Origin of the sequence: Pontixanthobacter aquaemixtae (assembly GCF_009827395.1) — a bacterium.
Taxonomy (GTDB): domain Bacteria; phylum Pseudomonadota; class Alphaproteobacteria; order Sphingomonadales; family Sphingomonadaceae; genus Pontixanthobacter; species Pontixanthobacter aquaemixtae.
On record NZ_WTYX01000001.1, the window covers coordinates 438,024 to 459,783 of the forward strand.

Annotated in this window: 21 protein-coding genes; 12 read left to right on the top strand and 9 right to left on the bottom strand. The window is 59.7% G+C overall.

Features of this window, described 5'->3' with window-relative positions:
* Positions 1 to 40: 40 nt before the first annotated feature.
* Genes GRI41_RS02110 through GRI41_RS02120 form a run of 3 tightly spaced genes read right to left on the bottom strand, consistent with a single transcriptional unit; the run spans position 41 to position 2,815 of the window.
* Entirely contained in the window at positions 41 to 484 is a 444-nt protein-coding gene (locus GRI41_RS02110; RefSeq protein WP_160602993.1) for an HPr kinase/phosphorylase, read from the bottom strand.
* Complete coding sequence (locus GRI41_RS02115) at positions 481 to 2,061, bottom strand: sensor histidine kinase (protein ID WP_235901027.1); 1,581 nt, start codon at positions 2,059 to 2,061, stop codon at positions 481 to 483. Before GRI41_RS02115 ends, GRI41_RS02110 begins: the two co-directional genes overlap by 4 nt.
* Positions 2,054 to 2,815, bottom strand: coding sequence for a response regulator transcription factor (locus tag GRI41_RS02120; RefSeq protein ID WP_160602995.1), 762 nt, complete (start codon positions 2,813 to 2,815; stop codon positions 2,054 to 2,056). Before GRI41_RS02120 ends, GRI41_RS02115 begins: the two co-directional genes overlap by 8 nt.
* A 318-nt stretch (positions 2,816 to 3,133) precedes the next feature.
* Here GRI41_RS02120 and GRI41_RS02125 point away from each other — a divergent pair, with 318 nt between their 5' ends.
* From GRI41_RS02125 to GRI41_RS02140, 4 genes are all read left to right on the top strand, one after another.
* A complete protein-coding gene (locus GRI41_RS02125) occupies positions 3,134 to 4,726 on the top strand; it encodes a phosphoenolpyruvate carboxykinase (protein ID WP_160602996.1) in 1,593 nt (530 codons plus the stop codon).
* A gap of 128 nt (positions 4,727 to 4,854) precedes the next feature.
* Positions 4,855 to 5,175 carry a hypothetical protein gene (locus GRI41_RS02130; protein ID WP_160602997.1) on the top strand — a complete coding sequence of 107 codons (321 nt, stop codon included), beginning with the start codon at positions 4,855 to 4,857 and terminating at the stop codon, positions 5,173 to 5,175.
* Between the two features lie 50 nt (positions 5,176 to 5,225).
* A complete protein-coding gene (locus tag GRI41_RS02135; protein ID WP_160602998.1) occupies positions 5,226 to 5,726 on the top strand; it encodes a DUF937 domain-containing protein in 501 nt (166 codons plus the stop codon).
* A 186-nt stretch (positions 5,727 to 5,912) separates the two neighbouring features.
* Complete coding sequence (locus GRI41_RS02140; protein WP_160602999.1) at positions 5,913 to 6,611, top strand: hypothetical protein; 699 nt, start codon at positions 5,913 to 5,915, stop codon at positions 6,609 to 6,611.
* 32 nt (positions 6,612 to 6,643) lie between these two features.
* Here the strand turns inward: GRI41_RS02140 and GRI41_RS02145 are convergent, their stop codons facing one another.
* From GRI41_RS02145 to GRI41_RS02155, 3 genes are all read right to left on the bottom strand, one after another.
* Positions 6,644 to 8,305, bottom strand: a complete 1,662-nt coding sequence (locus tag GRI41_RS02145; RefSeq protein WP_202388633.1) for a tetratricopeptide repeat protein — start codon at positions 8,303 to 8,305, stop codon at positions 6,644 to 6,646.
* Positions 8,306 to 8,347: 42 nt separating this feature from the next.
* Entirely contained in the window at positions 8,348 to 10,204 is a 1,857-nt protein-coding gene (locus tag GRI41_RS02150; protein WP_160603000.1) for a DUF885 domain-containing protein, read from the bottom strand.
* A 68-nt stretch (positions 10,205 to 10,272) separates the two neighbouring features.
* A complete protein-coding gene (locus GRI41_RS02155) occupies positions 10,273 to 10,647 on the bottom strand; it encodes a DUF3597 domain-containing protein (RefSeq protein WP_160603001.1) in 375 nt (124 codons plus the stop codon).
* Between the two features lie 134 nt (positions 10,648 to 10,781).
* Between GRI41_RS02155 and GRI41_RS02160 the strand changes: the two genes are divergently transcribed.
* A complete protein-coding gene (locus GRI41_RS02160) occupies positions 10,782 to 10,997 on the top strand; it encodes a hypothetical protein (protein ID WP_160603002.1) in 216 nt (71 codons plus the stop codon).
* Between the two features lie 36 nt (positions 10,998 to 11,033).
* Here GRI41_RS02160 and GRI41_RS02165 read toward each other — a convergent pair whose 3' ends face one another.
* Positions 11,034 to 11,750 (bottom strand): energy transducer TonB, encoded by a 717-nt coding sequence (locus GRI41_RS02165; RefSeq protein ID WP_160603003.1) that lies wholly within the window; start codon positions 11,748 to 11,750, stop codon positions 11,034 to 11,036.
* Between the two features lie 186 nt (positions 11,751 to 11,936).
* Complete coding sequence (locus GRI41_RS02170) at positions 11,937 to 12,593, bottom strand: alpha/beta hydrolase (protein ID WP_160603004.1); 657 nt, start codon at positions 12,591 to 12,593, stop codon at positions 11,937 to 11,939.
* Between the two features lie 188 nt (positions 12,594 to 12,781).
* On the opposite strand from GRI41_RS02170, the gene GRI41_RS02175 reads away from it, so the two are divergent.
* From GRI41_RS02175 to GRI41_RS02185, 3 genes are all read left to right on the top strand, one after another.
* The gene (locus tag GRI41_RS02175; RefSeq protein ID WP_235901127.1) at positions 12,782 to 13,753 is read left to right on the top strand and encodes a cysteine desulfurase family protein; all 972 of its coding nucleotides are present in this window, start codon (positions 12,782 to 12,784) and stop codon (positions 13,751 to 13,753) included.
* A 110-nt stretch (positions 13,754 to 13,863) separates the two neighbouring features.
* The gene (locus tag GRI41_RS02180; RefSeq protein ID WP_160603006.1) at positions 13,864 to 14,949 is read left to right on the top strand and encodes a cysteine desulfurase family protein; all 1,086 of its coding nucleotides are present in this window, start codon (positions 13,864 to 13,866) and stop codon (positions 14,947 to 14,949) included.
* Positions 14,949 to 15,281 (top strand): 2Fe-2S iron-sulfur cluster-binding protein, encoded by a 333-nt coding sequence (locus GRI41_RS02185; RefSeq protein ID WP_160603007.1) that lies wholly within the window; start codon positions 14,949 to 14,951, stop codon positions 15,279 to 15,281. Before GRI41_RS02180 ends, GRI41_RS02185 begins: the two co-directional genes overlap by 1 nt.
* 67 nt (positions 15,282 to 15,348) lie before the next feature.
* Here GRI41_RS02185 and GRI41_RS02190 read toward each other — a convergent pair whose 3' ends face one another.
* A complete protein-coding gene (locus tag GRI41_RS02190; RefSeq protein WP_160603008.1) occupies positions 15,349 to 16,299 on the bottom strand; it encodes a DUF4349 domain-containing protein in 951 nt (316 codons plus the stop codon).
* A gap of 318 nt (positions 16,300 to 16,617) precedes the next feature.
* Between GRI41_RS02190 and GRI41_RS02195 the strand changes: the two genes are divergently transcribed.
* The 4 genes from GRI41_RS02195 (at position 16,618) to parC (ending at position 21,501) form a co-directional block, all read left to right on the top strand.
* Positions 16,618 to 17,385, top strand: coding sequence for an ion transporter (locus GRI41_RS02195; protein WP_160603009.1), 768 nt, complete (start codon positions 16,618 to 16,620; stop codon positions 17,383 to 17,385).
* A 48-nt stretch (positions 17,386 to 17,433) separates the two neighbouring features.
* Positions 17,434 to 18,351, top strand: a complete 918-nt coding sequence (locus GRI41_RS02200; protein ID WP_160603010.1) for a TolB family protein — start codon at positions 17,434 to 17,436, stop codon at positions 18,349 to 18,351.
* 76 nt (positions 18,352 to 18,427) lie between these two features.
* Positions 18,428 to 19,099, top strand: coding sequence for an HAD family hydrolase (locus GRI41_RS02205; RefSeq protein WP_160603011.1), 672 nt, complete (start codon positions 18,428 to 18,430; stop codon positions 19,097 to 19,099).
* A gap of 89 nt (positions 19,100 to 19,188) precedes the next feature.
* Entirely contained in the window at positions 19,189 to 21,501 is a 2,313-nt protein-coding gene (parC, locus tag GRI41_RS02210; RefSeq protein ID WP_160603012.1) for a DNA topoisomerase IV subunit A, read from the top strand.
* Positions 21,502 to 21,760: the final 259 nt, after the last annotated feature.

A 21,760-nucleotide genomic window follows, 5' to 3' on the forward strand; every position in this document is an offset into this window, starting at 1 on the left:
GTTGCCACGGTGTGCGCGTAATTGGACTGTATGAAAAGGGCTATTGATCGGGCCGTTCCGCTGCGGGAAGGCCGTGATGCGCCAGCGCGCGCTCTGCCCTGATCGGGTCCGCCTCGTTCATCCGCGCGAAGAGCAGCTGCGGGATGTCGTGGCCGGCAATGGCTACGCTGCGCGGCTTTTCGACAAATCGCGGGGCTTCTTTTGCCAGCGTCAGGACCAGCGCGACCGGCGCGCTGACGCAGGGCTGATGGACAATGCCGACATTGCGTATTTCGATAAGCCCGGCGGTTTCGGGCGCGGGGGAGGCGACCAGACGCCCGCCTTCGGTGCTCAGCAGCACGCCATCATCGCCGATCAATTGCGCGCCGCGGTCTATTAGCGACAAAGCGAGAGTGGTCTTGCCGATGCCCGGTGGGCCTTCCAGCAGGATCGCGCGGCCATCAATCGCGATCGCGGTGGATTGCCGCAGTTGCTCTTTGCTCATGCCCGTTTGGTGGTTGCGGCGGGCAGTTTCAGCGTCATGCAGGCGCCCGCTTTTCCATCGGCCCTGCCATGCGCGGTCAGCGACCCGTCATGCGCCTCTGCGATCGTGCGGCCAATCGCGAGGCCGAGCCCGCTATGATTGCCGAAATCCTCGGTGTCGGGGCGGTCCGAATGGAAACGCTGGAACACTTTTTCGCGCGCGCCTTCGGGAATTCCCGGCCCTTCGTCGCAAACCGAGAGCGTTACGCTTTCCGCATCGAGAGAGATTTTGACTTCGATCAGACCCTCGGGCGGCGAGAAGGACACCGCATTGTCGAGCAGGTTTTCGATCACCCGCTCCAGCCGGACCGGGACGCCATTGACGATCGCCGCGCCCAGCGGGCTGACCAGATCGACCCGTTTCTCGCCATTTTCAGCGCGGTATTCGCGCCGCTCGATAATGCCCTCGGTCAATTTGGCGAGATCAACCTGTTCGAAAGTGGCGCGCGAGAGTTCCGCGTCGATCCGGCTGGCATCGGATATTTCGGTGACCAGCCGGTCAATCCGGCGCACGTCATGCGATGCAATATCCAGCAGCTGCGCGCGTAGTTCCTTGTCTTCCACGCGGCCAAGCGATTCGATCGCGCTGCGCAAACTGGCCAGCGGGTTCTTGATTTCATGCGCGACATCGGCGGCGAAATGTTCGACCCCGTCGATCCTCTCGCGCAACGCTTCGGTCATGTCCGATGCGGCGCGTGCGAGCAGCCCGATTTCGTCGCGCCGGTTGGGCAGACGCGGGACTTCGACATCGCGTTCGCGGCCCTGCCGCACGCGGATTGCGGCTCTCGCCAGCGATCGCAGCGGCACCACGATGGTCCGCGCGAGATAGAGCGACAGCGCAATAGAGATCAGCAGCACCACAAACACCGCGCTGACCAGGCTGGAGCGGGCGCCGCGCACCGTCTCGGTAATATCCACCGCATTGCGCGTGGTCAGCAGAGTGGAGCCGACCAGCCCGACCGGTGCGGCGGCGTTGATCACCGGCGTCCCGTCGGGCGCATCGCGAAGCTGGATCTGCGAGATGCCTTCGTTCCTCGCGCGCTCCAGCTCGGGCCACGAATCCGCCCGCGCTTCGGCCGGTTCGACATAATCGGGAATCGGTTCCGCGCCGACAATGCTGTCCACCGCGCGGTCCAGCATCTGCGCGAAATCTTCCTGCCACGTATCGCGCGCGGGGTCGTCAAATTCGAACGCGGGCTCGTCCAGCGCGAAGCTGTCGGCCCACAATTCGCCTTGCGCATCGAACATCCGCAGGCGCATCTTCTGCTCTTTGCCGATCTGGATCATCAGCGCTTCCTGCCGTTCGCGCGTCGCACCCGCCAACGCCTCAGCGGTGATCTGCGCTTCGATCCGTGCCAGCTTGTAGCGTTCGTCGAGCAATTGCTTGCGATAGGTGTCGAGATAGAAAATGCCGCCGCCCAGCAGAACCAGCGGCAATAGGTTCACCGCCAGAATGCGCGAGGTCAGCGACGCCCAGCTGGTCCAGCGCATCTTGTCGATGCCAGCTTCAAGCCGGTCGCCGATGCTGTGGTCAGCCATCGGTGAAACTATACCCCGCGCCATACAGCGTTTCGATGGCGTTGAAGCCCGAATCGACCGAACGGAACTTGCGGCGCATCCGCTTGATATGGCTGTCAACGGTCCGGTCATCGACGAACATATCGTCGGGATAGGCCGCATCCATCAGCTGGTTGCGCGATTTGATCACACCCGGCCTGATCGCAAGCGCTTCCAGAATAAGAAATTCGGTCACGGTCAGCGAGACCTGTTTGCCATCCCAAGTGACATGGTGGCGCGCGGGATCCATTTCCAATCGCCCGCGAGTCAAAGTTTCGATTGGCGGATCTGCAGAAGTGAGGTCGGCACCGGTGACCACACCGGCGCGTGCATCGCTGCGGCGGAGAATCGCACGGATGCGCGCGAGCAACAGGCGGATGCTGAAAGGTTTGGCGATATAATCGTCCGCGCCCTGCGCCAGCCCGGCTTCTTCGTCCTGCTCGTCATCCTTGCTGGTCAGGAATATCACCGGCAGCGCGGAATGCTGGCGCAGATTGCGGAGCAATTCCATCCCGTCCATCCGCGGCATCTTGATATCGAACACGGCAAGATCCGGCGGATTTTCAAGCAAGGCTTTCAGAGCCGCCTCTCCGTCCGAGTAGAGCCGCGTGGTGTACCCTTCGGCCTGAAGCGCGATCGAAACGGTGGTCAGGATGTTGCGGTCATCATCAACCAACGCAATCGTCTGTTGCCCCGAATTCCGGGCATTTTGCGATGATTGCTGCGAATCTGACATCAAGGCCCCGCCTCACATTAAAACAATTGCGGATGAAATAGCCCGTTACTCCGCATCAGACAACGCAGAGCCGAAACAAGCGCCGCGCGCCCGCCTTCGCGTATGTTCGCGCGGGGCAGAATCGCGCGCGTGCGGCCAAGGCATACGGATAGCGGGTGGGCGATCATTCCGGTACGGTTTGACGTAGCGCCGCTGCGTCATTATGCGCTGCAACGCGCGCCGATGCATTCGTATGCAGGCGAATCGGACAAATTTACACTCACCCCCAACCGATGGGGACGTTCCGGTCATGTGGCTGGCTACGGCAAGGAGATATTCGTGACGACCCCGCTTTTCTTCCCGCTTTCCGGCCTGGGTATCGATACCAAGGCAACCATCCACCCCAATCTCGGTACCAAGGATCTGGTCGAGCACGCTCTGGCAAATGGCGAAGGCCGCCTGGCAAAGCACGGACCGCTGGTGGTTGAAACGGGCGCGCATACCGGCCGTTCTGCCAATGACAAGTTCATCGTGCGTGACGAGACGACTGAAGACACCGTTTGGTGGGGCAAAGTCAACGCATCGATGACGCCAGAGCATTTCGCCAATCTGAAGGAAGATTTCTTCGCGGCGGTTGGCGCGAAAGACACGCTCTATGTCGCCGATCTGTTTGGTGGCTCGCAGCCGGAACACCGCGTCAATGTGCGCGTGATCAACGAACTGGCGTGGCATAATCTGTTCATCCGCACTCTGCTGGTGCGCCCGACGGTTGATGACCTGTCCGATTTCACCCCTGAATATACGATCATCGATCTGCCCAGCTTCCGCGCCGATCCGGAACGCCACGGGACCCGCAGCGAAACGGTTGTTGCGGTGAACCTGACCGAGAAGCTGATTCTGATCGGCGGCACCAAATATGCCGGTGAGATGAAGAAAAGCGTGTTCGGCATTCTCAATTACCTGCTGCCGACCAAAGGCGTGATGCCGATGCATTGCAGCGCGAATATCGGCCCTGATGGCAAGACCGCGGTGTTCTTCGGCCTGTCAGGCACCGGCAAAACCACGCTTTCTGCCGATGCCAGCCGCACGCTGATCGGCGATGACGAACATGGCTGGTCGGACACCGCAGTCTTCAATTTCGAAGGCGGCTGTTACGCCAAGATGATCCGCCTCGATCCCGAAGCGGAACCGGAAATTTTTGCCACCACCCGCATGGAAGGCACCGTGCTGGAAAATGTGGTGATGGATGATGATGGCGAGATCGATCTCAATGATAACAGCCTCGCGGAAAATACCCGCGGTGCCTATCCGATCGAATCTATCCCCAATACCAGCGCCGACAATCTTGGCCCGGTACCCAGCAATGTCATCATGCTGACCGCCGATGCGTTTGGCGTTCTCCCTCCGATTTCGCGGATGACGCCCGATCAGGCGATGTATCACTTCCTGTCCGGCTACACCGCGAAAGTCGCGGGCACCGAAATCGGTGTGACAGAGCCAGAGGCGACTTTCAGCACATGCTTCGGCGCGCCATTCATGCCGCGCCATCCAAGCGTTTACGGTAATCTGCTGAAAGACCGTATCGCCAAAGGCGGGGTGACCTGCTGGCTGGTCAATACCGGCTGGACCGGCGGCAAATATGGCGTTGGCAACCGGATGCCGATCAAGGCCACCCGCGCGCTGCTGAACGCTGCGCTTGATGGTTCGCTCAACAATGCGGAATTCCGCAAAGACCCCAATTTCGGTCTCGAAGTTCCGGTTGCGGTTGATGGCGTTGACAGCGCCATTCTCGACCCGCGTTCGACCTGGGCGGATGCAGAGGAATATGATCGCACAGCGCAGAAACTTGTGAAGCTGTTCGTCGATAATTTCGCGGAATTTGAAGCACATGTTGATGATGGCGTGAAGCAGGCTGCACCAACCGCGGCCTAATCCGAATTCACCCCGATCACCCTTACAATTGTTTACATGATCGAAGGCCCTCTTTCCGGAACGGGAAGGGGGCTTTTTCGTTTAAGGAATGACGTGCACAATGGTGCGAATCATACAGGAGAAACGAGATGGGACTATTCGACAGCATTTTGAGCCAGGTGACTGACAATCCGACCGTGAAAAACATGGCGGAGAAGCTGGGAATCGATCCGGAAGATGCGGCAAAGGCTGTCGCGGCCTTGGGCGAAGCGCATGGCGAAGAAGGCGATACGGTGGAAGGCGCCGCTGCCAAAACCGGCATGAGCGCAGACATCCTCAGCCAGATCAAAGACCAGATTGGCGGCGAAGGTTCGCTCAGCAAATTTGCCTCGATGATCGACAAGGATGGTGACGGCAATCCGCTCAACGATCTGGCGGGCATGGCGTCGGGCCTGTTCGGCAAGAAGTAAGCGCTGCGCACTTCACCGCGTAATCCAATCACAGCAATCAGGAGAAGACTATGAGCCTCGCACAAATGCTGCAGCAAAGCGGCGTGATCGAAAGCATGGCCGGGGAATTGGGCATCGACCCGCAAATGGCCAAAGCTGGCGCCGGGGCTTTGCTGCCCGCAATTGTCGCCGGAATGGGTAGCAGCGCGTCGGGTGCCGGTGGCGGCGGTGCAGGCGGGCTTGGCGGCCTGGCCGGTGCGATCTTGGGCGGCGGCGGTGGCGGCATGCTCGATGCCGTGCTCGGCCAGACACCAACGCCTACGCAGCAGGGCAACGATATTCTCGGCACGATCTTTGGCAGCAAAGACGTTAGCCGCGGCGTTGCCGGTGAAGTTGCCGCGATTACCGGCATTGACGAAGGCACGCTGAAAAAGATGCTCCCGATCCTCGCAATGGCGGTTGCCGGTTACATGGCGAAGAAAGCCGGCGATGGCGGTGCTGGAAGCGGCGCGGGCGGCGGCGCTTTGGGCGGAATTCTCGGCTCTATCGTGACGGGCATGATGACCCGATAGGCTGGTTGCAGATGCAATGAAGCGGCGGTCCGGAGCAGTCCGGGCCGCCGCTTTGCGTTTGTGGCTGGAATGTCCAGGCCCTATTCAAGCACTATTCAAGCACTATTCACAGACGGTTCACGGGTCTCTACCAAGACAGGCGAGCACATTTCCGCTCGCAAAAGAGCAGCCGATAGGGGGAATATTATGTCACTCAACACCGCGTTTCGAAGCGCACTCTTGGGGGCGGCCTTTGCTTTGCCCGCTGCGGCTTCCGCGCAATCGGCCAGCTTGCCGACACCCGATCCGGCAGCCTTTGAAGTGACCCAGACCGATGGCGATCGCGTTGTCGCGCACAAGCAGAGCGGCGGTATCTGCCCGATGGAACTGGGCGGCCTGCCCTTGGCGAAAACGCACAATCTGCGCCCCAGCGACGGGACAAATGTCGCCTGCCAATATGATTTGCAGCAGGAAGACGGGCTGAGCCGCGTCACGGGCTATATCTACACCTATCGCGGTGCCGAAGCGGAGAGTGAGTATCAAGCCGCGAAAGGCGCAATCCGCCAGGTGTCCGAACGCAGCGCAATTGCAATCACCGAAAAGCCGGAATGGGGCCAGACATGCAATGGCGCGATTTCTTTGGCGCTGGTGGCGGCTGCGGTGAACGATGATCCTGACCAGCCGCACACGGTCAACCAATGGGCGACCATATATCACTATGACATTCCGGCGATGAACGGTGATCCGGCGCGGTCCGAAACGTCACTGCTGTCGGTTTACGAAGCGGGCGATTGGATGGTCAAAACCCGGATCAATATTCCCGGCAACAGCGAAGACGATGCGAAGAAAGTCTGCGATCTGGCGCTAAGCTGGATACAAACGCAGGCCGATGCAATCGGCGATTAACCCGCCGCGGACTGGAAGAGCGGGGTGGAGTGTTAACCGAAGCGCGCCAGCAGCAATCTGGTTTCAGATTCGGCATCGGCGTCTTTGCCATCGGGCGCGTGGTCACTTTCCGGCGTTTCATCCTCTGAAGTGTCGTCATCGGCTGAATCGCCCGTCTGATCGCCGGTTTGATCGTCTTCTGTGTCCAGCGTTTGCGCGACATAGAAGGGCTTGCCTTCCTCAGCATCTGCCATCGCGGTCAGCAAAACCTTGGCCGCTCGCGAACGCGATCCGCCATGGGGATCGTTGGCAATCGGAGTCAGGCTCTGCCGGGCAATGGCAATTTTGCCTTCGCCAGCCTGCATCATCGCCACATTGAACCACCGCGATTGATCGAACGGGGCCAGCACCGCAGCTCTTTCAAGCGCGAACTTGGCTTGTTCGTTGGGTTCTTCGCCGCGCTGGACGTAGCTCCTGTAAAAATGGATCAGCGGGATCGGATGGTCGTTCTCGATCTTGTTCAGCGCCAGAAACGGAACCATCGCGGCCTTATAGGCTGCTTCCTGATCGTCGGCATCTTCCGCGCGGCGGAACAGCGCATAGCCGTGCTGGACATAGGCATTTGCCCTGTTCGGATCGCGCGCAATCGCAGCTGTCGCAGCGGCAATCGCTTTCTCGTCATTTCCGGCATCATATTCCGCTTCGGCAAGCGCTGTCAGGACGCCCGGATCATCGGGAAATTCTTCCGCGATTTTGCGCGCATCCACAACCACTTCGGCTGCGGTTTCGGCATCCACGCCGCGCTGCGACCGCATGCGCACCGGTATCATTTCCGCTTCCCCTTCGGAAAGCCGGGTGACGGTGACTTCGCCGTAAGAGAGCAACTCTCTTTCGATCTTGTAATTGAGCATCCGCCGCTGCCGCAGATAGCGATCAAGATCCTTTTCCAACTGGTCTAGATCGCCAAACACTTCCCGCGCTGCGTCGATAGAGGCTGCCCCGCCTGCGACTTTTTGCCAGTAGGCAGGAAGCTGCCCTTTGCGTTCCCCGTCAAAATTCAGGAAGTGATAAAGCAGCCAGCTGCGCCCATAGAACGCATCGTAACGCTTGCCGCGTTCCTGATTGTAAAGCTCCTGATCGAGCAGATGGTAGATCGATACCTCGTCGGCATAGGCAAGTTCATTTGCGCGGTGCTGCGCCGGGCGTCCGATCTGGACGCTGCCATCGCGATTGAAGGATGCTGCGGCAAAAAATTCAGCCGCGCCTTCGCTCATCCAGCGCGGCATCGCAAAGCGCGAGGTAGATATAAGGAAATGGTGCGCATATTCGTGCAGCAGAATGACCGTCGAAAAATCGGGGTATCCGTTCTTCAGGCGGATGTCCTGAACGAAGGCCTTCGATCCGCCTGCGCGGGGGACATAGAAACCGGCGAGTGACCGGCTGTCCGTTCCCGCCAGCCGGCGAATATCTCTCTGGCTGCCAACCGCAAAAATGGTCACCCGGTTAGACGGGCTGGGCTTGTCGACCTTGCGTCCGGTAACCAGTTCCATCGACGCGTGATATTGCTCCAGCATTTCTGCGAAGCGGCGCACATCCTCTTCGCTGTCATCCGCGTAAATGACAAAATGGTCGCTTTCGGCCTTGTGCCATTTGGCATGGGCAACGCCTTGCATCGCGAAAAACAGCCCGATCAAAATCGCGAAAATACGTATCATTCTGTCCCGCCCTTCAAGCCGTGTCCAAACCGCCCAACAACGCTATCCCGCTGCCCCTTCGATATACCGTTCGACATTCTTGCCCAGCACATCGAGCGGGGCATTGCCGCCCAGGATCACTGCATCATTGAACGCTTTGAAATCATAAGCGCTGCCGAGCTTTTCTTCGGCCATGGTCCGCTGGCGGACGATTTCGCTGTGGCCGACTTTGTACCCGCAGGCCTGGCCGGGCCAGCTGCAATAACGGTCCACTTCGCTTTCAACCTCGGCGCGTTTGCTGCCGTTGCGTTCGACGAAGAAATTGACCGCCTGATCGCGGCTCCAGCGTTTGTGGTGGAGGCCGGTGTCGACCACCATCCGGCAGGCGCGGAAGGCGAGGCTTTGTAGATAGCCGAGACGGCCGACGGCGAAATCATCATAAGCGCCCAGCTCGTCCGCGATCTGCTCTCCATACAGCGCCCAGCCTTCGGAAAAGGCGTTGAAGGCAAGGATGCTGCGGATCAGCGGCAAGCGGTTGGAATATTCGCCTTCCCACACATGGCCGGGGATGGTTTCGTGGTATGTCAGATCGGCCAGATCATATTTGCGGTGCAGATCGGTGCTGCGCAGATTGATCCACATCCGCCCCGGAATCTTGCCGTCCTTGCTGCCCGCGCCGCCATAAGCGCCCGGCGCGCCCATTTCTTCGGCCGGCGGGATCCGTTTCACTTCCATTTTGGGATCGACCAGCGTGTTGAACGCGCGCGGCATTTGCGCCTTGATCCAGTCGACGCGCTCATTGATGAATTCCATGATTTGCGCGCGGCCCGGATCGCCTTGGGCAAATTGATAGCGCGGATCGCTACCCAATTGCTGCATCCGTTCGCCGACAGAGCCGCTGGTATAGCCGATATCGCGCAAGATCGGGTCCATCCGCGCGTGAAGCGATTCGAGCTCTTCCAATCCTTGCTCGTGCACTTCGTCGGGGGTCAGCGGGGTGGTGGTGCTGGCGCGCAGCGCCCAGGCATACCATTCATCACCATGCGGGCGCGCCCACATGCCCGGATCGCCGGTGGCCAATCCGCGCTGGGTCTTGAGCTCTTCCAGTTGCAACGTCAGCGAATCGGCCACGCTCGCGGTCACGATCATGCCCGCTTCGCTTCGCCACTTGCCGCCGCCGCCCAGCTCGTCATCCTTTGCCGCCAGTTTGGGGGCCAGGGCGTCTCCGCTGCGCGCGCCTTCGACGGCCATTTCCATCTGGGCAATGGCCTTGTCGAGCAGGAAGTCGGGCGGGACCACACCCATTTCGCGGGCCGCCTTCATCCGTTCGAATTCACCGTTCAATACGCGCGGCAACTGGCGCAAACGGCTGAGATAGGCGTCGGCATCCCCGGCATTTTCCAGCGGCTGGGTGGATTCGAGGAAGCGCGGCATGTCGATATAGGTCCCGACATTCTGGATCACGACATAGGGCGCATTGCGCCAGCTGCCGACCGCGACATCGCCATAGGGCAGGGCAAACCCGTCCAGCGCATTGGCATAGGCGCTTTCGACCACTTCAAAATTGGTGCGTGTGTCTGAATCGAAACCGGAAGTGTCGATCCCGCGGATGCGTTCCAGATCTTCGCGCAGCGTTTGCGCGTAAGCATCCTGTCCTTCTTGCGACTGGTCCTCCAGCTTGCCGCGCAATTCGGCATAGTCGCCAATATCCACGCCAAGCCCCGTTGCCCGTTCGGGCTCATGCGCGAGCAACCGGTACGCGATCGCGTCCAGTTCTTCTTCGGGTGTGCCGGTCAACCGGGTTTGCGAAGGCTTGCAGCCAGGCAGCAGAGCCAAAGAAACACCCGCCCCAATCCCGGCAAGGGCTTGGCGGCGGGTGATGGAAATCGCGTTTGGCGATAGAGTGTCGGGATTTTTCATTCCCGATGTCTGGCGCGGCAGCGCGGTTTAGTCAAACGCGCGCGGCCGCTGAAAAGTCAGGCGAATTCTCAGTCGAGAAATTCGGCCGGAACCTTGCCGCCATTCTTGGCGAGTTCCTGCATCGTTTTCTTGTGCAGCCAGATGTTTTCTTCTGCGGTGCCCGAATAATCGGTGTCACCCAATTCACCGGCCAGTTCCTTGCGGTTGGCGAAACTGGGATCGACGCCGATCAGTTTCAGCAGATCGACAATCGAACCGCGCCAGTTGAGCTTGTCCGCGCCCGGCTTGGCATCAAGATTGGCGGCCACGTCCACTTCGGAAACCGCCGCTGGCGCTGCTGGCTTGGAAGCCGCAACCGCTGCCGCTGCTGCCGATTTCGCTGCTTCGTTGGTTTCTTTATCGTCCCCGAAAACCGCATTTTTGATCGTGCTGAAAATACCCATAGAATTGATCCCTTTCGTCTGTGGTGAACGGCCACCATGCCGGTCACCCTACAATTTTACAACGGGATTGGCGAGCGATCGTTCCACCGCAAGCACCGGCTTCACAATTTGTTACAAATGGCTATGTTTCGCCTATGAATATCGCGCTTTCGATTACCGTTCTGGCGGCCATTGCGCTGCTTCTGGGGGCCTTTGTGCTGTGGCGGCGCGGCGGCCATCAAAAGCAGGCATTTCTGATGGTTATCCTGGCGCTGATCGCAATGGCCAATGTCGCGATCTGGACCGTGCCGGATGCCGAGGGGACAGCGCCCCTCGACAAGCTGGAGCAGGTGGACGATCCGCCTGCCTGATATTCTGGCCCGGTTTTTTGGGCCTGATACCGCGTCCTAATCGGGCAATTCCCAACTGATCGCTGTGGTAAAGCTGCCGGTGACCTTGTTGCCTTGCGAATCGCGGGCTGCTTCGAATTTTGCCCGCCGCGAAACCAGACTGCAGGTTGCGTTGTCCAATTCGCTATGGCCGGTTGATGACAGCACCCGGCAATCCTGCACGCGGCCATTGGTGCCGATAGACACGCGGAAACGCGCGATGCCGGTCAACTCGCGGCGGATCCAGCTGGAGCGGTAGTCGCGGTTGGATACCCAGCTTCCCGGATTGTTGATCGGCTTTGCCGGGATCGGGTCAAAGGCAGGTGGGGTAATCGGGCCGGGCAGCGAGTCGGTGTTGTTGCCGGCCCCCGTTCCCGGGCCGGGCCCTTCGCCCAGATTGGTGATGATCTCCCCGCCTGCGGGCGGAATTTCGTCGGTCGTGTCGAACGGCGAAGGCGTGTCGGTAAGTTCGATCACCGGATCATCCAGATATATATCGGGTCTGGTGCGGCTGGGGGGATCGACGGGATCCTTCACATCCGGCTTGGGCGGCGGTGGGGGAATATCCGGCGGGTCGGTAAAATCGTGACCGATCAGAATATCCCTAGTGAACTCCGTGATTGCCCCTCCGGCAAAGCCAAACACCAGAACCGATGCCAAGCCCGCATGGATGAGCGCCACCCCGGCGATTGCGGTTTTGCGATCCTCGGGCCCTCCTACATTTACATAGGCCATAAGTTTTTCTCCTCTCCAGAGACCGTACTTTGTGACGGCTCATAAATGCTATGTTACAACATTACATTAAAATTGCAAGAAGAGGCGCGAGGTTTCGCGTGGCGTTTTGCCACTGATCGCGGTTCGCCGCAGGCGAGAACGGGGGAATGAACAGCTAGGGGCCGCTTACTGCGACCCCGCACTGCATCACTTGATCGGGCAATTGGGATCGAGACGGAAGTCGAGATAATTGTCGACCGACGCCATCAATTCTTCCTGCTCGTTCTCGAAGAAGTGGTTTGCGCGCGGGATTTCTTCGTGATGGATCGTGATGTGCTTTTGCGTGCGCAGCTTATCGACCAGCTTTTGCACCGCGCTGGGCTGGACCACCGTGTCCGCAGTGCCCTGGATAAAGATACCTGAAGCAGGGCAGGGCGCGAGGAAGCTGAAATCATACATGTTCGCAGGCGGGGCAATCGAGATAAAGCCGCGCACTTCAGGGCGGCGCATCAGCAATTGCATGCCGATCAGCGCGCCGAAGGAGACGCCGGCGACCCAGGTCGTTTGCGCCTCTGCGTGGATCGACTGGACCCAATCGAGCGCGGCGGCGGCATCGGAAAGCTCGCCAATGCCGTTGTCGAAGCTGCCCTGGCTGCGCCCGACACCGCGGAAATTGAACCGCAATGTGGCAAAGCCGCGATCGGTGAAAGTCTTGAACAGTTTCTGCGTCATCTGTTCGTTCATCGTGCCGCCGCCTTGCGGATGCGGGTGCAGGATCATCGCCACCGGCGCACGGGGACGCGGGGCAGGAGAATAACGGCCTTCAAGGCGGCCTTCTGGGCCGGGAAAAATTACGGATGGCATGCGCGGTACCTGTCAGATGTTTCGAACGCGCGGGTGGCGCGTCGTGTTTCGCCGTCTATATAGTGTCACTTCCGATTTTCGCAATTATCATCAGACGTCTGCGCCAGAACGGGAACACACCTATCTCCGACCGTATCTATCTCGACCATGCCGCCACCAGCCCGCTGCGCCCCGAAGCGCGCGCGGCGATGGAGGAAGGCTTTGCGATATGGGCCAACCCCAGCAGCCCGCATGCAGAGGGCCGCAAGGCGAAACAAGCGCTGGAAGATGCGCGCGAACGGGTGAAGAAAGCGCTCGGCTGGGACGGCGAAGTGATCTTCACCAGCGGCGCGAGCGAGGCGCTATGGATCGCCCTCAACCGCGCCAAAGTAGATCGGCGGATTGTCAGTGCGGTGGAACATGATGCGGTATTCAGGGCTGCGCCGGATGCGGAGGTGGTGCCGGTTGGAGCAAACGGCACAAGCGACCTCTCCCGAATTTCGGGATTTGATCGTTCGGTCGTCGCGATCCAGCACGTCAATTCAGAAGTTGGCTTGATCCAGCCCGTTGCCGATCTTGTGCCTGAAATTCACGCCACCGGTGGTCTTTTGCTGTGCGATTGCTCGCAGAGCGCGGCCAAACATGCGCTACCCGATGCAGATATGGCGGTGATTTCGGCGCACAAATTTGGCGGTCCCATCGGAGTGGCCGCCCTGTTGGTGAAGAATTACAACTTGCTCGATCCGATAGGCGGGCACGAACGCGGATACCGTCAAGGAACCGAAAACCTACCGGGCGCGATGGGCATGGCGGCAGCGCTCGATGCGTGGACCCGTCAGCCTTTTGACCTGGTCGAAGAGGCTTTCGACCGGGTGCACGATGAAGTGTTCACCTCGGGCGGAAGGATCGTCGATTGTGGTGGCAATGTATCAAGCTTCATCCACGCCTTCGCGCATCCCATCATGAAGGCTCAGGCGCTCCTCATCCGTCTCGACGCAATGGGCTTTGCAGTCTCCGCTGGTAGTGCGTGTTCTTCAGGCACGCTCAAGAAAAGCCGCGTGCTGGATGCGTTTGGGGTTGATGATGACACGGCGTCTCGGACGATCCGGGTTAGCATTGGCTGGAATACGACACCCGAGGAACTTGAACGTTTTGCCGAAGCCTGGCGGAAACTTACCTAATCCGTTCGCCCTGAGCCTGTCGAAGGGCTGCACTTCTTTTGGCAAGGCGGCTAAAAGTAGAGGGCAGGGCTTCGACAAGCTCAGCCCGAGCGGTTAGAGGCTGCAGAGCAATGATCTATTTCGATTACCAAGCCACCACTCCGCTTGCTCCCGAGGCGCGCGATGCGATGTTGCGGTGGCTCGATGGCGCGGATGGAAGCGGGTTCGGCAATCCCAACAGCCCGCACCGGCTCGGGCGGCAAGCCGCCGCAGCGATAGAATTGGCGCGCGAGCGGGTAACGGCTTTGCTCCCGCCCGGCGGCAAAGTGATTTTCACCAGCGGCGCGACCGAGGCGCTCAATCTGGCCATTCGCGGAACCGCGGATGGCGGCGATGGCCGTATTGCTGTGTCGACGATCGAACACCTTGCCGTCAGCGATACGGTGCGTTCGCTGGGCTGTCCGGTGGACGAGATTGCGGTCGATGGTGATGGGCTGGTGCAACTGCCCAACCGGCTCGACAAGACCACGCGGATGATTGCGGTGATGCAGGTCAATAATGAGATCGGCACCGTCCAGCCCGCGCTGGAAGTGGCGCGGATGGCGAAAGAGGCGGGCGCGCTGTTCCTGTGCGATGCGGTGCAGGCGGCGGGCAAGATGGATGTTGCCGGCGCCGATCTGATTGCCGTTGCGGGCCACAAGATACACGGGCCCAAAGGCGTCGGCGCGCTGTGGGTGCGCGATGGTGTTGAGCTTGACACGGTCCAGACCGGCGGCGGGCAGGAACAGGGGCTGCGTGCAGGCACGCTCAGCCCCGCGCTATGTGCCGGCTTCGGCGCGGCCGCCAAAGTCGCGCAGGAACGTATGGCAGAAGATGCCGAGCACGTGGCCGCATTGTGGAACCGCGCGCGCGACATGTTTGACGGGTGGACGCTCAACGGCAGCAGCGACGCGCGCTATTTCGGCAATCTCAATATCCGCAAGGATGGCCTCGATGTCGCGCGGCTGATGTCCGACGCGCGCGATGTGTGCTTTTCCGCCGGATCGGCCTGCGCCAGCGGATCGGGCAAACCCAGCCATGTGCTGGCCGCGCTGGGCCTTTCGCAGGAACAGGCCAAAAGCTCTGTCCGGCTGGGCTTTGGCCGCTACACCACGATGGCGGATCTGGAACAGGGCGTTCAGGCGATCCTTACCGCAGCGAAGGTGCAAGGCGTCTGATGGTCAAAGTCACTTTTGTCAGCACCGACGGCGCCGAGACCGAATGCGATGCGGCCGAAGGCGCGTCGCTGCTCGAAACGGGGCAAGCAGCCGGCTTGCCGCTGGAGGGAACCTGCGAAGGGCAAATGGCCTGCTCGACTTGCCATGTGATTGTCGATCCGGGCTGGTTCGACCGCTTGCCCGAAGCGAGCGAAGAGGAAGAGGACATGCTCGACCTGGCCTATGGAGTCGAACGCTGCAGCCGCCTGTCCTGCCAGATCGACATATCCGCCGAACTGGAAGGACTGGTGGTCAGGCTCCCCTCCGAAAGCCGCGATATGTCGCGGATGTAGCGGAAAAAAAGGGCGACCATCCGCGAGTGGGAAGATGGCCGCCCGGAATATGACCGAAGGGGGAGGGTTAGCCCTCGGCCACGGGTGTTTTGCTTCTGCGATTGATCGCCCGGACACCCCAAACCAATCCGCCGATCGGTAGGAAGATCACAGCGAGAAGGATTAGCCCTGCGATTACAAAGCCGAGGATTGATCCCATCGATCCGAGAACGCTCTGGATCGGGGCAAGGAAATCATTGGTCACGGCTGTGCCGGTTTCATAGTGGATGTTGACCTTGCTGTAGGCGACGCGGCCCTGCATTTCCTTCAGCCAGCTGCGGGCCTGATCGATTTCCTCGTTGACCTGCGCAACGCTGCGCTCTGCCTCGACCAATTCGCGCACGCTGCCGGTGCGGGTCCGCAGAACCTCTTGCAAACGGTCGCGCAGCGCAGTGCGGGCTTCCAGCCGCGCTTCGGTATCGACGATGGCTTTGGACAATTCTTCGGCCTGGATATTGGCCGAGACCTGTTCCGCACCCGAGTCGGTCGCTTCTTTCTCGAGCAGTGCGCCGAATGCGCGGGCATGGCGCGTAGCAACGGATAATTGCAGGACACCGGTAACTTCGTCGCCCTCTTCACCGGTTTTGCTCATGCCGATGATCTGGCAGCTGGAGGGGCCTTGCTGGTCACACAGATCGGCATGGCGGCGTTGCAACTTGCCGATATCCTCGCCGGGGAGCTTCCACGAATATTCATAGACATAGGCGAGCTTGGGAAGGCTGATCGCAACATCTGATAGATCGGGAAGCGCCGCTGCCTCACTGGCGTCGGAAGGACCTGCCTCTTCCATCTCCGGCTGGGCAATCGACTCGGCGGCTTCATCGGTAGTGGCCGTTGCCTCCATTGCGATCGACTCGGTGTCCGCCGCCATTTCGGCGTCGCTCATGTGGCTCTCGCTCGCCTCCTGCGAACAAGCCGCGAGCGCGAGAACGGGCAGCGCCGCAGCCAGTAGAAATTTCTTGGAAATTACTTGCCTCATTTTGGCCTCCTTTTTGCCATAATTTCGCCACAATTGGGGCAGGAGGCAGGGTTTAGTCAAGCCGAAATTGCGCTTTGAGCGATCGCGGGGCAGTCAATCCGCTGCGTATATTGCTGATATTGAACGATAAAATATCCCGCAAAAAATCTCGCGCGGCAATGGGGCGAAATAAGGCAGGGGATGCGCGAAAATGCCGCCATCGGACCGGTTTGGCCGCGAATCCGCAGCGGCGGAGGGGGTTGCAAAACATGCCATTTGCGTCCCCCCAATCGCGCCGCTAACGGAGCCTCTTGTCGCTGGCATATTGATAAGGTCCACATGCGCGAGACACTGCGAAATTTCATCGAGTCCCGGCGGTTTGAATGGACAATCACCGCGGTCATTGTCGTCAATGCGGTGGTGCTGGGCCTGGAAACAATGCCCGCGGTCATGCGCGATTATGGCGGGGTGCTCGACTGGCTGGACAAAATTGCGATCGTGATTTTCGTGATCGAAATTCTGCTCAAGCTGTTCGTTTACCGCCTGCGCTTTTTCATGAACGGGTGGAACCTGTTCGACTTTGCCATCGTCAGCGTCGCGCTGATCCCCGCCAGCCAGCAATATAGTGTGCTGCGTGCGCTGCGCGTTTTGCGCGTGTTGCGGCTGATTTCGGTGGTCCCCAGCATGCGCAAAGTCATTGTCGGGCTGTTCAGCGCCATTCCCAGCATCGGCACCGTAATCGTGATGCTGCTCTTGCTGTTTTATATCAGCGCGGTGATGGCGACCAAGCTGTTCGGAGAGGCTTTTCCCGACTGGTTCGGCACGCTTGGCCTGTCGCTCTATTCGCTGTTCCAGATCATGACGCTGGAAAGCTGGTCGATGGGGATCGTGCGCCCGGTGATGGAGGTTTACCCCTATGCCTGGGCGTTCTTTGTGCCGTTTATCCTGCTCACCAGTTTCATCGTGCTCAATCTTTTCATCGGTGTGATCGTCAATGCGATGGCCGAAGCCACCGACGAGGCGGCGCATGGCGAGCGCGAGATGATTATCGCCGAGCTCAAGGCGCTGCGGGAGGATGTCGCCGCGCTGAGAGGCAAGAGAGAATAGGGCGGCCACGCAATATCTGCTAAGGCGCGGCAAACGGAGGAGAGAGATATGCCGATACGCGGATTAGCCCTTGCCCTATGCGCGCCCTTTGCCTTGGCGAGCGCGGCTTTCGCGCAGGATGCAGAGGAAGACGCGCCACCTGCGGCTTTCCCCGAAACCGAAATCTTCCTGTTCGACTATGACGCCGCGGCGCAAGACAATGCGCTGTGGGACGGGCGCAATGTCACCGCGCGTGCGGGCTATGACAACCAGCCCTATTTCACCAAGGACAGCGCGACATTCCTCTATTCACGCGATGACGGGACGCAGACCGATATCTGGGAATATGATCTCGCCAGCGATACGCATGCGCAGATCACGCGCACGCCCGAATCCGAATTCTCGCCCACGCCATCGCCCGACAACCGGACGATCATGATGGTGTTCGAACGTAACAATTCGATCTGGCATATCGATCGCAACCTGCCCGATGTACCGCAATGGTCGCTGGAGGCCGCGGGCGTTACCGAACCGGTCGGCTATTTCGCGCACAATTTCGCGACCGGCGATCTCCTCTACTGGTCGCGCTATGGCTTCAACGTCGCACTGACCCACGCCGACAAGCCGGCCTATCACTTCATCAGCGGCCACGCCGTCCCCGCGACCCCGCATGTGATCCCCGGCAGCAATGAAATCAGCTTCGTCCACCGCCAGACCAACGAACAAGTCTGGATCAAGGCCTTCGACCCGAAGACCAAAGCCATCCGCCCGCTAACCCCGATTGTCGGCACCAACGCCAACTACACCTGGGCCCCCGACGGGGCGATCCTGCAGATCGAAGACGGTAAAGTGCACCGCTGGCGCGAGGGCGGCGAGGGCTGGGAAGTTATTGGTGATCTAGCGGATCACGGCATTGAGTCTGCCAATCGGATCGCGGTCAGCCCGGATGGGAAGCGGATTGCTGTGGTGGGGTTGCCTGTGGGGTAGGGGCGTGTGCTCGCGGTTCGCTTGTCGATGTGATTGATTTTCTTGTCATGAAGCGCGCGTTCGGTACTGTCGCGCTATGAACCTTGCAGATTGTGGCGCAATAATATTCGATAGCGATGGAGTCCTTGTCGACTCAGAAATCATTCATATTGCGGTTGAACAAGAGCTGCTCGCGGAACTTGGGTTGCACTACAAGATTGAAACGTACCTGTCTCGGTTCGTAGGTTTGTCCAATCCAGACTTCTATTCGCAACTGGCATCGGATTATGCGGCGCGTATTGGTGGAGAATTTCCGCCTGACTTCGGCCAACGGCTGCAGAAACGCATTGAGCCACGGATTGAGGCTGAACTTCAGCCGATCGCTGGGGTGGTGCAACTGGTCGAAGCATTTGCAGGCAGGGTTGCTGTCGCTTCCTCAGCACCAATTGAGAGGCTAACGAGGAAACTGGAAATAACAGGTCTCATTTCCCACTTCACGCCTCATGTTTATTCGGTCGATCACGTCAAGAAGGGAAAGCCCGCTCCAGATCTGTTCTTGCACGCGGCAGAGCAGATCGGTGTCCAGCCAGAGCGATGCGCGGTGATCGAGGATAGCGTAAATGGTGTAATGGCTGCACGGGCAGCAGGCATGACCCCAATAGGTTTTGTTGGAGGCGGACACGCTGACAGTGGCTTAAGGGATCGGTTGCTCGCCAACGGCGCGATGTTCGTTGTTTCGAGCCACAATGAAATCATCAAATTGCTTTAAGCCGCCGTTTACTCACACGATTGCTCGCAATGCGATTCCCTGTGGAAACGCCTCTCCCTAGCCGCCGCCCCACTTGCTAGAGAGCGGCCATGGCTGTGACCGATACTGATACCCCCGATTCCGATCCGTTTGACGCAATCGTTGATGCGCCGTTCGATTCTGCGTTGTCCGAGCGTTATCTGGTCTATGCTCTGTCAACGATTACCGCGCGTTCGCTGCCCGATCTGCGCGACGGGTTGAAGCCGGTTCACCGGCGCTTGCTATGGACCATGCGGCAGCTCAAGCTGGACCCGAGCAACACTTACAAAAAGTCCGCCCGCGTCGTGGGTGAGGTGATCGGTAAGTATCACCCGCATGGCGACACCGCGGCCTATGATGCGATGGTCCGGCTCGCGCAGGATTTCTCGCTGCGTTATCCGCTGGTCGAGGGGCAGGGGAATTTCGGCAATATCGATGGCGATAATGCTGCTGCGTATAGGTACACCGAAGCGCGGCTGACCAAGACCGCGATGCATCTGATGCAGGGGCTGGACGAAGGCACGGTCGATTTCATCCCGACATACAATGGCGAGGAAGAAGAGCCCGAGCTGATGCCCGGCCTGTTCCCCAATCTGCTCGCCAATGGCACCAGCGGGATCGCGGTGGGGATGGCGACCAATGTGCCGAGCCACAATGTCGCGGAAATTATCGATGCGACGCTGGAACTGATCGACAATCCGCATGTCGAACATGCGCGGCTGATGGAGCTGTTCCACGGGCCCGATCTGCCGACCGGCGGGCTGATCGTCGATAGCCCCGAAATCATCTCCAACGCTTATGAAACCGGTCGCGGATCGTTCCGAATTCGCGGACGCTTCCACGCTGCCGAGGCGGAGAAAGCTGAGGATAAAGAGCTGGGCATCGAGCGGCTCGGCGGCGGGCAATATCAGCTGGTCATCAGCGAAATTCCGTATCAGGTGCAGAAGGGCAAGCTGATCGAGCAAATCGCTCAGCTTATCGCCGACAAGAAGCTGCCGATCCTCGAAGATGTGCGCGATGAAAGCGACGAGAATATCCGGCTGGTGCTGGTTCCCAAGAACCGCAATGTTGACCCCGAATTGCTCAAGGAATCGCTTTACAAGCTGACCGATCTGGAAACGCGTTTCGGCCTCAATCTCAACGTGCTCGATGCCAGCCGCACGCCGCTGGTGATGGGGCTGAAGGAACTGCTGCAGAACTGGACCGCCGCGCAGATCGAAATCCTGCGCCGCCGCACGCAGCACAGGCTGGACAAGATTGCCTCGCGGCTGGAACTGCTGGGCGGCTATATCATCGCCTTCCTCAATCTCGACCGCGTGATCGAAATTATCCGTACCGAGGATGAACCCAAGCCGGTGATGATGGAGGAATTCGGGCTGACCGATCGCCAGACCGAGGCAATCCTCAACATGCGGCTGCGGTCCTTGCGCAAGCTGGAAGAAATGCAGCTGAAGCAGGAACAGGCCGATCTGCTGAAAGAGCAGGAAGAGCTGGAGAAACTGCTCGGCTCCCCCGCACGCCAGCGCACGCGGTTGAAGCGCGACCTGGCGGCGCTGCGCAAGGAATATGGCGAAGACACCGATATCGGCCGCCGCCGCACCACGATTGCCGAGGCCGCGCCCACGGTGGAATTCAGCATGGATGCGATGATCGAGAAGGAACCGATCACCGTGGTCCTGTCGCAAAAGGGCTGGATCCGCGGGGCCAAGGGACATGTCGATCTGGCAGGTTCCGAAGACGGAATGGGCGATTTCAAATATAAGGAAGGCGATGCGGCTGCTTATGCGCTGCATGCGCAGACCACCGATAAGCTGCTGATCGCGGTCGATAATGGCCGCTTCTTCACACTGGGCTGCGACAAATTGCCCGGCGCGCGCGGCTTTGGCGAACCGGTGCGCAACACGCTGGACATCGATGCAGAGGCGCAGATTGTCGGGGTGGTGGTGCACAAGCCCAAGGGGCAGCTGTTGCTCGCTTCGTCAAACGGCAAGGGCTTTGCGGCGGAAACCGACGAGTTGTTGGCGGAAACCAAAAAGGGCCGCCAGGTGGTCAATCTCAAAGGCGATGCCAAATTCGCGGTCATGCGCGAAATCGCCAGCGAGCATGACCATGTCGCGGTGGTCGGTGAGAACCGCAAGCTGGTGGTGTTCTGCCTGGAAGAATTGCCGATTCTCGGGCGCGGGCAGGGGGTCATGCTGCAACGCTATCGCGACGGCGGCCTGTCCGATGCGACGACTTTCAAACTGGAAGACGGGCTTAGCTGGGCGATGGGCGGCAAGGGCGACCGGACGCGAACCGAAAGCGATATCTGGCAGTGGAAAGTCGCGCGCGGCGCGGCCGGGCGTTTGCCCCCGCAAGGCTTCCCGCGCGACAACACTTTCTAGAGATCAAGCGGGCCCGAAGGTAAGGGGGCCCAAAAAGAAAGAGGGCCAGGAACGCCGAAGCGCGCCTGACCCTCCCGTGCGACCCAAAGGCCTCTGCTCTGTATCGAAACACAGCGCTGAGAGCACTTCAGGACTGCGTGGAACCGCCACCGCCCGAAGAGGGAGGGTGGGCAAGTGGGTGGTCCCAACTCAAATATCCCGTGAATGGATTTTACATTAGCCTAGTAACATTAAGCTATGCTGACGCAATATTAGGCAT

Excerpts from the sequence above, each read along its gene's own strand:
- GRI41_RS02110 (WP_160602993.1), bottom strand. The coding sequence starts at position 484 with ATGAGCAAAGAGCAACTGCGGCAATCCACCGCGATCGCGATTGATGGC.
- GRI41_RS02115 (WP_235901027.1), bottom strand. The coding sequence starts at position 2,061 with ATGGCTGACCACAGCATCGGCGACCGGCTTGAAGCTGGCATCGACAAG.
- GRI41_RS02120 (WP_160602995.1), bottom strand. The coding sequence starts at position 2,815 with ATGTCAGATTCGCAGCAATCATCGCAAAATGCCCGGAATTCGGGGCAA.
- GRI41_RS02130 (WP_160602997.1), top strand. The coding sequence starts at position 4,855 with ATGGGACTATTCGACAGCATTTTGAGCCAGGTGACTGACAATCCGACC.
- GRI41_RS02135 (WP_160602998.1), top strand. The coding sequence starts at position 5,226 with ATGAGCCTCGCACAAATGCTGCAGCAAAGCGGCGTGATCGAAAGCATG.
- GRI41_RS02140 (WP_160602999.1), top strand. The coding sequence starts at position 5,913 with ATGTCACTCAACACCGCGTTTCGAAGCGCACTCTTGGGGGCGGCCTTT.
- GRI41_RS02145 (WP_202388633.1), bottom strand. The coding sequence starts at position 8,305 with ATGATACGTATTTTCGCGATTTTGATCGGGCTGTTTTTCGCGATGCAA.
- GRI41_RS02150 (WP_160603000.1), bottom strand. The coding sequence starts at position 10,204 with ATGAAAAATCCCGACACTCTATCGCCAAACGCGATTTCCATCACCCGC.
- GRI41_RS02155 (WP_160603001.1), bottom strand. The coding sequence starts at position 10,647 with ATGGGTATTTTCAGCACGATCAAAAATGCGGTTTTCGGGGACGATAAA.
- GRI41_RS02160 (WP_160603002.1), top strand. The coding sequence starts at position 10,782 with ATGAATATCGCGCTTTCGATTACCGTTCTGGCGGCCATTGCGCTGCTT.
- GRI41_RS02165 (WP_160603003.1), bottom strand. The coding sequence starts at position 11,750 with ATGGCCTATGTAAATGTAGGAGGGCCCGAGGATCGCAAAACCGCAATC.
- GRI41_RS02170 (WP_160603004.1), bottom strand. The coding sequence starts at position 12,593 with ATGCCATCCGTAATTTTTCCCGGCCCAGAAGGCCGCCTTGAAGGCCGT.
- GRI41_RS02175 (WP_235901127.1), top strand. The coding sequence starts at position 12,782 with ATGGAGGAAGGCTTTGCGATATGGGCCAACCCCAGCAGCCCGCATGCA.
- GRI41_RS02180 (WP_160603006.1), top strand. The coding sequence starts at position 13,864 with ATGATCTATTTCGATTACCAAGCCACCACTCCGCTTGCTCCCGAGGCG.
- GRI41_RS02185 (WP_160603007.1), top strand. The coding sequence starts at position 14,949 with ATGGTCAAAGTCACTTTTGTCAGCACCGACGGCGCCGAGACCGAATGC.
- GRI41_RS02190 (WP_160603008.1), bottom strand. The coding sequence starts at position 16,299 with ATGAGGCAAGTAATTTCCAAGAAATTTCTACTGGCTGCGGCGCTGCCC.
- GRI41_RS02195 (WP_160603009.1), top strand. The coding sequence starts at position 16,618 with ATGCGCGAGACACTGCGAAATTTCATCGAGTCCCGGCGGTTTGAATGG.
- GRI41_RS02200 (WP_160603010.1), top strand. The coding sequence starts at position 17,434 with ATGCCGATACGCGGATTAGCCCTTGCCCTATGCGCGCCCTTTGCCTTG.
- GRI41_RS02205 (WP_160603011.1), top strand. The coding sequence starts at position 18,428 with ATGAACCTTGCAGATTGTGGCGCAATAATATTCGATAGCGATGGAGTC.
- parC (WP_160603012.1), top strand. The coding sequence starts at position 19,189 with ATGGCTGTGACCGATACTGATACCCCCGATTCCGATCCGTTTGACGCA.